Origin of the sequence: Streptomyces albospinus (genome assembly GCF_014648695.1) — a bacterium.
Classification (GTDB): domain Bacteria; phylum Actinomycetota; class Actinomycetes; order Streptomycetales; family Streptomycetaceae; genus Streptomyces; species Streptomyces albospinus.
The window spans coordinates 108,960-118,498 of sequence record NZ_BMRP01000020.1 but is presented as its reverse complement, the minus strand read 5'-3'; the positions used below and the strand labels follow the sequence as shown (position 1 = coordinate 118,498).

Here is a 9,539-nt window from a genome sequence, read left to right as displayed (position 1 = left end):
GACCGGCACGACCGGCGGCCGGCGAGCCTGGTGGACACCGTCCCGCGCCGCGGAGTGCTGCGCGTCTGCACCACCGGCGACTACCGCCCCTTCACCTACCGCGACCCCGGGACCGGCGCCTACAGCGGTGTGGACATCGCCATGGCCCGGGACCTCGCCAAGAGCCTGGACGCCACGCCCCGTTACGTCCCCACCACGTGGGCCGCGCTCGTCGGCGACCTCTCGGCCGGCCGCTGCGACATCGGCATGGGCGGCGTCTCCATCACCCTCGCGCGCGCCCGCGCCGTGTACTTCAGCGAGCCGACCCGCACCGACGGCAAGACGCCCATCGTGCGCTGCGCGGACAAGGACAGGTACCAAACCCTGGAGCAGATCGACCGGCCCGGGACACGGGTCATCGTCAACCCCGGTGGCACCAACGAGCAGTTCGCCCGTACGCACCTCAAGAGGGCCACCGTCACGGTCCACCCGGACAACACCACGATCTTCGACGAGATCGTCGCCGGCCGGGCGGACGTGATGATGACCGACGCGAGCGAGACCCGCTACCAGGCCAGGATCCACCCCGAACTGTGCGCCGTCCATCCGGACCGGCCGTTCACCTTCTCCGAGAAGGCGTATGCGCTGCCCCGCGGCGACGACGCGTTCCTGGCGTATGTGAACCAGTGGGTCCACCTGGCCACCCACGACGGCACGTACCGGAAGTACGAGAGCGCGTGGATGGGGAAGTGAGTGACGTCCGGTCAGTTGGCGGAGCCGTCGGAGCCGGACGGTCCGGCGGGGGCCGGTGCCCGGTGTCCAAGGACGTTGATCACCCGCCCGTTCGGGTCCACCGCGAAGAAGCGGCGGACGCCCCACGCCTCGTCCTGGAGGGGGTGCACGATCCGCGCGCCGGAGGCGAGCACCGCGGCATACGCCGCGTCCACGTCCTCGACCTCGATACTCAGGTCGGGGGCGACCGGCGCGCTCTCGTCGCGGGTCATGAAGGTGAGCTGCGCGGTGGGGTTGGCGGGCGAGGCGAGGGTCATCACCCAGCCGTGGTTCATCACCTCCTCGAAGCCCAGCAGGCCGTAGAACGCGCGGTTCTCGGCCAGCGCGTCCGGCTCGCCGCCGGGGGCGACACGGATATCGGGGACGACGCGGCGTACGGGCACGGGGGCTCCTCGAAAGGTGGGCGCCGGGCGGTGGGCCGGATGTGACGGGAGGTTACGGGACGGGGAGCTGCCGTACCGCCTCGACGACGTCGCGGAGCACCGTCCGGTGGTCGTCCGGGCGCCAGGCCAGGGCGAGTTGGCTGGGGGAGAGGCCGCTGACGGGGCGGGCGACCACGCCGGGGCGCCGGTAGATCGCGGCGTTCCCGGCGGCCAGCAGGACCACGCCCAGCCCGGCGGCCACCGCCTCGAACGTCTCGTCCGCACTGGCCACCACCGCACCGGTCCGCACCGGCCGGCCGCCCCGTTCGGACACCGCCAGCCAGTAGTCGCGCAGCTCGCCCGCGCTCTGTGGCAGCGCCAGGAACGGCTCGTCGAGCAGCTCGTCGAACGGGATCTCGGTGGCGTCCGCGAGCCGGTGCCCGGCCGGCAGCGCCACCCAGCGCGGCTCGGTGGCCACCACCTCGACGGTGAACGCCGCCTGCTCGGGGAACGGCAGCCACAGCAGCGCCAGGTCCGCCGTGCCGTCCGCGAGGCCGGCCGTTCCGTCCTCCCAGCTGATCTGCCGTACCCGGATCTGCCAGTTGGGGCGCCGCTCGGCGAACCGCGCCCGGACGGCGGGCAGCAGACCGCGGCCCACGCTCGTGGAGACCCCCAGCGTCAGGACGGCGGCTTCGGCGGCGGCTGCGTCGCTGACCGCCCGCTGGGCCTCGTCCCAGAGCTGGATGACCTCGCGGGCCCTGGGCAGCAGGGCGGTGCCGGCGGCGGTGAGCGCCACCGCGCGCCGGTCGCGGTGGAAGAGCCTGACGCGGAGGCCGTCCTCCAGCTGCCGGATCTGCTTGCTGAGCGCCGGCTGCGAGATGAACAGCCGCTCGGCGGCCCGGGTGAAGTTCAACTCCTCGGCCGTGGCGACGAAGTAGCGCAGATCGCGCACATGGGCATCCATAGCTCTTGGTTATCAGAAACGGTCTTGGACGGGGAGGGGAAACCGGCCCGAGGATCGCTGCATGGACACACCGCAGCAGCATCAACTCCCCGCCCCGCCCCCCTCGTTGCCCGGCTCGCCGGCCACCGACCCGGCCGGCCGCAGCCACTGGGGGCGGCTGGTCGCCACCGTCCTCGTGAGCGTCGCGGCCGTGACGCCGGGGCTGATGGCGCCCGCGCTCGCGGCGCCCGTCCAGCAGGCCCTGCACCTTTCCGGTACGGCCTTCGGCGCCGCGGTGACGTGCTTCTTCGCCGCTACGGCGCTCGGGTCGTTCGCCGCCCGCCGGATCGTGCCGAGGCTCCCCGTACGGGCCGTGCTCGGCGCCGTCGGCCTGCTGGCGGCGGCCGTGCTCGCCGGGCTGGCGCTCGCCGGCCACCTCTGGCAGCTGTGCCTGCTGCTCGCCCTCGCCGGGTTCGGCAACGCCTTCACCCAGCCGGTCGCGGCCCGGGTCATCGCCGCGGACATCGCGCCCGGCCGGCACTCCTTCGCGGGCGGCCTCTTCGGCGCGTCCCTCGGTGCCGGGCCGTTCCTCCCCGGGCTGCTGGTCACGCTGGTGGCGGCCCCGTACGGCTGGCGGCCCGCGCTGTGGACGGCGGCCGGGATCGCGCTGACGTCGCTGGCGGCGGCAGCGCTGGCCCGCCCGCCGGCCGTCAACTCCCCTTCGTCCGCAATGAGTTCCGGACCGGGCGAGGCACCCCGCCCGGCCGCTGTGCACAGCCCCCGGACCACCGGCCGCGTGGTGGCGGCCTGGAGCGTCGCCGCGGCCCTGGCGACCATCGGCAGCAACGTCGGCTCGGCGTACTTCATCCAGATCGGCACCGCCGCCGGCTTCTCCGCGGGGACGGCCGGGACGCTCCAGATGCTGGCGAGCGTGCTGGGCATCGCCATCCGTCTCGGCTCGGGCCGGCAGGCCGACCGGGCGCCGCACCGCATCCCGCGGACCGTCGCCGCCATGATGCTCACCGGCACCGCCGGACTCGCGCTGATCACGGCGGGTACGCCGCTGACGTTCCTGGCCGGCGCGCTGCTCGCGGTCGCCGGCGGCTGGGGCTGGACCGGGCTGCTGCTCGCCGCCACCATGCGGCTGCTGCCCGGTGAGAGCGCGCGGGCCGGGGCGGCGATGCAGGGCGGGCTGTTCGCGGGCGCCGCCATCGGACCGCTGTCCTTCGGCGCGCTGTCCGGCCAGTTCGGCATCCCGGCCACGGTCGGGATCGCGGCGGCCGGCCCGCTGCTGGGCGCGCTGCTGCTGATCGCCGGGATCCGCGCGTTGGCCGCCGATGCGCGGCCGGCGGAGCGGCGCCCGGTGCCGGCGGACCAGCAGCCCGGCATACCGGCGGACACCGCCGCCGCCGACCGGACCGGCGACCGTACGGGCGGCCCGGCGGCCCGCTGAGTGAGGGCCCGCCCCCGGCGGGCTACGTATCCGCCGCCCCCCCGCGACGACCCCAGGAGCCACCGTGCCTCCCACCCCCGCAGCCCGGACCGCCGCCACCGTCTCCCTCGTCACCGGCGCCACCCGGGGCATCGGCCGTGAGGTCGTCCGCCGGCTGGCCGAGCGCGGCCACACGGTGCTGCTCACCGGGCGCTCCGCGGACGCCGCCCGGCGGGCCGCCGACGAACTGCGCGAAGGCGTCCGGGACGGCGACGTCCTGGACGTACGCCCGCTGTGGCTGGACGTCACCGACGACCGCAGTGTGGCCATCGCGGCGGCCCAAGTAGCCGATGAATTCGGCAGGTTGGACGTCCTGGTCAACAACGCCGGGATCGCCTACGACACCTGGCAGCGCGCCGTCACCGCCGATCTCCGCGTGGTCCGCGAGGCGGCCGAAACCAATCTCTACGGACCGTGGCGGATGGCGATCGCCTTCGCGCCGCTGCTGCGCGCCTCGGCGCATCCGCGGCTGGTCAACGTCTCCAGCGAGGCCGCCTCGCTGACCAATATGGGCGGCGGCACCCCCGCGTACTCGGCCTCCAAGGTCGCGCTGAACGCGCTGACCCGGATGCTCGCCGCCGAACTGCGGGCCGACGGGGTGCTGGTCAACGCGGTCTGCCCCGGCTGGGTGGCCACCGACATGGGCGGACCGGGCGGCCGGCCGGTCGCGGAGGGCGCCGCGAGCGTCCTGTACGCGGCGACCCTGCCCGACGACGGCCCGACGGGCGGCTTCTTCCGCGACGGCCGCCCGCTTCCCTGGTAGGCGGACGGCCGCGCCCGGAGCGCCGGGCGGCGCCAACCCCCCTTGTCCGGACATTGTGACCTCCGGGCTTCCCGTCGTCTGCGCGGACGGATACGCTCGCCGGCGTGGGGAAACGCGATACAGAAGCCGCGGGCACCGAGAGCCCCGTCCAGTTCAGCGTGGACCGGAACAGCCCGGTCCCGTTGTACTTCCAGCTGTCCCAGCAGTTGGAGGCCGCGATCGAGAACGGCAGGCTGGCGCCCGGCAGCCTGCTCGGCAACGAGATCGACCTGGCCGGCCGGCTCGGCCTGTCCCGGCCCACGGTGCGCCAGGCGATCCAGTCGCTGGTGGACAAGGGGCTGCTGGTCCGCCGCCGCGGTATCGGCACCCAGGTCGTCCACAGCCAGGTCAAGCGCCCGTTGGAGCTGAGCAGCCTCTACGACGACCTGGAGGCGGCCGGGCAGAAGCCGGCGACCCGGGTGCTGCTCAACACCACGACCGAGGCGAACGCCGAGGTCGCCGCCGCGCTGGGCATCGCCGAGGGCGCCGAGGTGGCCCTGGTCGAGCGGCTGCGGCTGACCCACGGCGAGCCGGTCGCGCATCTGCGCAACCACCTCCCCGCCGGGCTGCTCCGGCTGGAGACCGCCGACCTGGAGGAGACCGGGCTGTACCGGCTGATGCGGTCGGCCGGGATCACCCTGCACAGCGCCCGCCAGGCCGTGGGCGCCCGCGCGGCGACCGCCGAGGAGGCCGAGCGGCTCGACGAGGCCGAGGGTGCGCCGCTGCTGACGATGCAGCGCACCACCTTCGACGACACCGGCCGCCCGGTCGAGTTCGGCTCGCACGTCTACCGCGCGTCCCGCTACGCCTTCGAGTTCCAGCTGCTGGTCCGGCCCTGAACCGGTCCTTTCCCCGCTGACCGGCGGTTTCGTCCGCCGGTCAGCGGTGCTTCGGCATGCCCGCGTCCGCGGAGCGGCGGGCCGGCCGCCGCCCGGTCCGCCCCCCGCCCGGCCACCACGCTCGCGTCAGAATGTTCGGACAAACTATTGACGTGGCCGGACGCGCGCCGTTAGAACTCCTCCAGCCGCAATCCGGCGGCCGGGGAGCGAAGGCGGTCCACGATGATCTGCGCGCGCATGGCTCGACCCGTATCTGCTCGGAACACGACGTTCCGCACCGTCGTCGCCTTACTGGCCGCCGGCACCCTTCTCGCCGGGTGCGGTGCCTCCGGCAGCGCTGCCAGGAGCGCGCCCGGCGGGAGCGGCAAGCACGCGGGCACGGCCCGCATGACCATCGGGATGGTCAGCCACGCCGGCGACGGCGACACCTTCTGGGACATCGTGCAGAACGGCGCCCAGCGGGCCGCGGCCAAGGACAACGTCAGGTTCCTCTACGCCCATGACAGCGAGGGCGCGCGGCAGGCCGAGCTGATCCAGTCGTACATCGACCAGAAGGTCGACGGGCTGATCGTCACGCTCGCCAAGCCGCCGGCCGTCAAGGCCGCCGTGCAGAAGGCGGTGGCGCAGGGCATACCGGTCGTCACCGTCAACTCCGGCGGTGAGTTCTCCGCGGCCTACGGGGCGCTGGCGCACTTCGGGCAGGACGAGGCGGTGGCCGGCCGAGCGGTCGGCGACGAGCTGAACAACCGGCACGCCCGGCACGTCCTGTGCGTCATCCACGAGCAGGGCAATGTGTCGCTGGAGGACCGCTGCGCCGGCGTCCGTGCCGCGTTCCACGGGAAGGTCGACAACCTCAACGTCGATGGCACCAACGCGCCCGCCTCCCAGTCCTCCATCCAGGCCGAACTCCAGGCCGACCCCTCCCTTGACACCGTCGTCACGCTGGGTGCACCCATCGCGTCAATTTCCGTCAAGGCGAAGAAGGAGGCCGGCAGCTCGGCGCAGATCGCGACCTTCGATCTCAACGCCGAGGTGGTCAAGCTCCTCAAGGCGAAGGACGTGGCGTTCGCCGTGGACCAGCAGCCGTATCTCCAGGGGTACGAGGCGGTGGACCTGCTCTGGCTGCACCGGGCCAACGCCGACGTCCTCGGCGGCGGCAAGCCGGTGCTCACCGGGCCGGCCATCGTCACCGACAAGGACGTACCGAAGCTGGAGCAGTACACGGGGCGTGGCACCCGGTGACGCAGAAGGGAAGGCGGGACCCCATGAACCGGTACAGATCACCGGTAACGGATACTTGGAAGGTTGCCCGGACCGGCCGGCCGGAGCCGCGGCGACAGCGGGAAGAGCAGGCACGGCAGGCACCGCCGGCACGGACGGGCCGGCGAACGCAGCCGGCACAGCGACAACAGCGGGAAAGGCAAGTCCTCGTGGCAAGGGTAGGAAGAAGAGGACGCGTCGTGTGCGCCGTGCTGGCAGCGGTGCTCGGCGCCTCCCTGGCGGGATGCAGCAGCACCGGGGGCAGGCGTGCCGAGGAGGCGCGCGCAGCCCAGGCGGCCGGCGGCAAGGCGGCGGTCAACACCCCCCGGTGGACGTTCGCGATGGTCACCCACTCCGGGGACGGCGACACCTTCTGGGACATCGTGCAGAACGGCGCCCAGCAGGCCGCCGTCAAGGACAACATCAAGTTCGTCTACGCGCACGACAAGGAGGCCCAGCGGCAGAGCCAGCTCGTCCAGTCCTACATCGACCAGAAGGTCGACGGGCTGATCGTCTCGCTCGCCAAGCCGGACGCCATGAAGGACGTCGTCCTCAAGGCCGAGAAGGCCGGCATACCGGTGATCACGGTGAATTCCGGCGCCGAGGAGTCCAAGGCGTTCGGCGCGCTCAGCCACATCGGCCAGGACGAGACGGTGGCCGGCGAGGCGGTCGGCGAGGAGCTGAACAAGCGCGGTAGGAAGAACGCGCTGTGTGTCCTGCACGAGCAGGGCAACGTCGGCCACGAGCAGCGCTGCGACGGCGCCAAGAAGACGTTCAAGGGCGATCTCCAGAAGCTGTACGTGGACGGCACCAACATGCCCGACGTCCAGGCGTCCATCGAGTCCAAGCTCCAGGCCGACCCGTCCATCGACGCGGTGGTCACCCTCGGCGCGCCCTTCGCCCCCACCGCCGTCAAGGCCAGGGAGCAGGCGGGCAGCAAGGCCGAGGTGGACACCTTCGATCTGAACGCGCAGGTCGCGACCGGCCTCAAGGACGGCTCGCTGGGCTTCGCGGTCGACCAGCAGCCCTACCTCCAGGGCTACGAGGCGGTCGACCTGCTGTGGCTCGACAAGTACAACTCCGACGTCCTCGGCGGCGGCAAGCCGGTGCTCACCGGACCCCAGGTGATCACCAAGAAGGACGCCGACGCGCTCCTGGACTACACGAAGCGGGGGACCCGATGAGCCACACCGACGCACCTCCCCGGCAGCCCGCCCCGCCGCCGAAGAGCGCGGGTGACGAGCGGCTGCTGCACCGCTCGCTCGCGCGCCGTCTGATGGGCCGCCCCGAACTGGGCTCGGTGGTCGGCGCCGCCGCGGTCTTCCTCTTCTTCTCGATCGCCGCCGAACCGTTCCTGCGGGCCTCCAGCCTCTCCACGGTCCTCTACGCGTCCTCGACGATCGGCATCATGGCCGTCCCGGTCGCGCTGCTCATGATCGGCGGCGAGTTCGATCTGTCGGCCGGTGTCATGGTCGTCAGCTCGGCGCTGATCTCGTCGATGTTCAGCTACCAGATGACCGCCAACACCTGGGTCGGCGTCGGGGTGTCGCTGCTGGTCACCCTCGCCTTCGGTGTCCTCAACGGCATCCTGCTGACCCGTACGAAGCTGCCCAGCTTCATCATCACGCTCGGCACCTTCTTCATGCTGACCGGCCTCAACCTCGGCTTCACCAAGCTGATCAGCGGCACCGTCTCGACGAAGTCCATCGCCGACATGGAGGGCTTCGACTCGGCCCGGGCGCTCTTCGCCTCGCATCTGACCATCGGGAGCGTCGACGTCCAGATCACCATCGTGTGGTGGATCGCGCTGGTCGCGGTCGCCACCTGGATCCTGCTGCGGACCAAGGTCGGCAACTGGATCTTCGCGGTGGGCGGCAACGCGGACGCCGCGCGGGCGGTCGGTGTCCCGGTCACCAGGACCAAGATCGGCCTCTACATGGGCGTCGCCTTCGCCGCCTGGATCTCGGGCCAGCACCTGCTGTTCTCATACGACGCGATCCAGTCCGGCGACGGCGTCGGCAACGAATTCCTCTACATCATCGCGGCGGCCGTCGGCGGCTGCCTGATGACCGGCGGCTTCGGCTCGGCGTTCGGTGCCGCCGTCGGCGCGTTCATCTTCGGCATGACCAGCAAGGGCATCGTCTACGCGCAGTGGAACCCGGACTGGTACAAGTTCTTCCTCGGTGCGATGCTGCTCCTCGCCACGCTGCTGAACGCCTGGGTCCGCAAGCGGGCGGAGGCCACATCATGACTGCGCTTGTCGAACTTCGTGACGTCAGCAAGCTCTACGGCAACATCAAGGCGCTGGAAGGCGTGTCGCTGGAGGTGCACGCGGGAGAGATCTCCTGTGTGCTCGGCGACAACGGCGCCGGCAAATCCACCCTCATCAAGATCATCGCGGGGCTGCACCAGCACGACGCCGGCACCTTCGCCATCGAGGGCGGGGAGACCCGGCTCGGCTCCCCGCGTGAGGCCCTGGACCGCGGTATCGCCACTGTCTACCAGGACCTGGCCGTCGTCCCCCTCATGCCGGTGTGGCGGAACTTCTTCCTCGGCTCCGAGCCGACCACCGGAGTCGGCCCCTTCAAGCGGCTCGACGTCCGCACCATGCGCGAGACCACCCGCAGCGAACTGCTGCGGATGGGCATCGACCTGCGCGACGTCGACCAGCCCATCGGGACCCTCTCGGGCGGCGAACGTCAATGCGTCGCCATCGCCCGTGCCGTCTACTTCGGCGCCAAGGTCCTCGTCCTGGACGAGCCGACGGCGGCGCTCGGCGTCAAGCAGTCCGGCGTCGTCCTCAAGTACGTCGCCGCCGCCCGCGACGCCGGGCTCGGCGTGGTGTTGATCACCCACAACCCGCACCACGCCTACCTCGTCGGCGACCGCTTCGTCCTCCTCAAGCGCGGCACCATGGCCGGCAGCCACCTCAAGTCGGAGATCGCGCTGGAAGAGCTCACCCGCCAGATGGCGGGCGGCAGCGAGCTGGAACAGCTCAGCCACGAGCTCGCCCGTACGGAGACCCCGGAATTCCCGGGAGGCCACCGCCCCGAGTGACCCCGGCGGCGCC

General features: G+C 72.1%; 10 protein-coding genes. 8 read left to right on the top strand and 2 right to left on the bottom strand.

Features of this window, described 5'->3' with window-relative positions; genetic code table 11:
- Positions 1 to 732: transporter substrate-binding domain-containing protein (locus tag IEZ17_RS25725; protein WP_189304011.1), on the top strand; the 732-nt coding region annotated here is incomplete at its 5' end.
- An 11-nt stretch (positions 733 to 743) separates the two neighbouring features.
- On the opposite strand, the gene IEZ17_RS25720 is transcribed toward IEZ17_RS25725, so the two are convergent.
- Together IEZ17_RS25720 and IEZ17_RS25715 are read right to left on the bottom strand one after the other, a co-directional pair.
- The gene (locus IEZ17_RS25720) at positions 744 to 1,154 is read right to left on the bottom strand and encodes a VOC family protein (protein WP_189304010.1); all 411 of its coding nucleotides are present in this window, start codon (positions 1,152 to 1,154) and stop codon (positions 744 to 746) included.
- Positions 1,155 to 1,206: 52 nt separating this feature from the next.
- Complete coding sequence (locus IEZ17_RS25715) at positions 1,207 to 2,097, bottom strand: LysR family transcriptional regulator (protein ID WP_189304008.1); 891 nt, start codon at positions 2,095 to 2,097, stop codon at positions 1,207 to 1,209.
- A 61-nt stretch (positions 2,098 to 2,158) separates the two neighbouring features.
- Between IEZ17_RS25715 and IEZ17_RS25710 the strand changes: the two genes are divergently transcribed.
- From IEZ17_RS25710 to IEZ17_RS25680, 7 genes are all read left to right on the top strand, one after another.
- On the top strand, positions 2,159 to 3,529 hold the full coding sequence (locus IEZ17_RS25710; protein ID WP_189304006.1) for an MFS transporter: 1,371 nt from the start codon (positions 2,159 to 2,161) through the stop codon (positions 3,527 to 3,529).
- 64 nt (positions 3,530 to 3,593) lie between these two features.
- Entirely contained in the window at positions 3,594 to 4,331 is a 738-nt protein-coding gene (locus tag IEZ17_RS25705) for an SDR family oxidoreductase (RefSeq protein WP_189304004.1), read from the top strand.
- 158 nt (positions 4,332 to 4,489) lie between these two features.
- Positions 4,490 to 5,209, top strand: coding sequence for a GntR family transcriptional regulator (locus IEZ17_RS25700; RefSeq protein ID WP_308427700.1), 720 nt, complete (start codon positions 4,490 to 4,492; stop codon positions 5,207 to 5,209).
- Positions 5,210 to 5,446: 237 nt separating this feature from the next.
- Positions 5,447 to 6,451 carry a sugar ABC transporter substrate-binding protein gene (locus IEZ17_RS25695; RefSeq protein WP_189304000.1) on the top strand — a complete coding sequence of 335 codons (1,005 nt, stop codon included), beginning with the start codon at positions 5,447 to 5,449 and terminating at the stop codon, positions 6,449 to 6,451.
- A gap of 218 nt (positions 6,452 to 6,669) precedes the next feature.
- Entirely contained in the window at positions 6,670 to 7,653 is a 984-nt protein-coding gene (locus tag IEZ17_RS25690) for a sugar ABC transporter substrate-binding protein (protein ID WP_373299931.1), read from the top strand.
- Positions 7,650 to 8,720: an ABC transporter permease gene (locus IEZ17_RS25685; protein WP_189303998.1), complete on the top strand. Its 1,071-nt coding sequence runs from the start codon at positions 7,650 to 7,652 to the stop codon at positions 8,718 to 8,720. The genes IEZ17_RS25690 and IEZ17_RS25685 overlap by 4 nt, the downstream gene beginning before the upstream one ends.
- Positions 8,717 to 9,526 (top strand): ATP-binding cassette domain-containing protein, encoded by an 810-nt coding sequence (locus tag IEZ17_RS25680; protein WP_189303996.1) that lies wholly within the window; start codon positions 8,717 to 8,719, stop codon positions 9,524 to 9,526. Before IEZ17_RS25685 ends, IEZ17_RS25680 begins: the two co-directional genes overlap by 4 nt.
- Positions 9,527 to 9,539 lie beyond the last annotated feature (13 nt).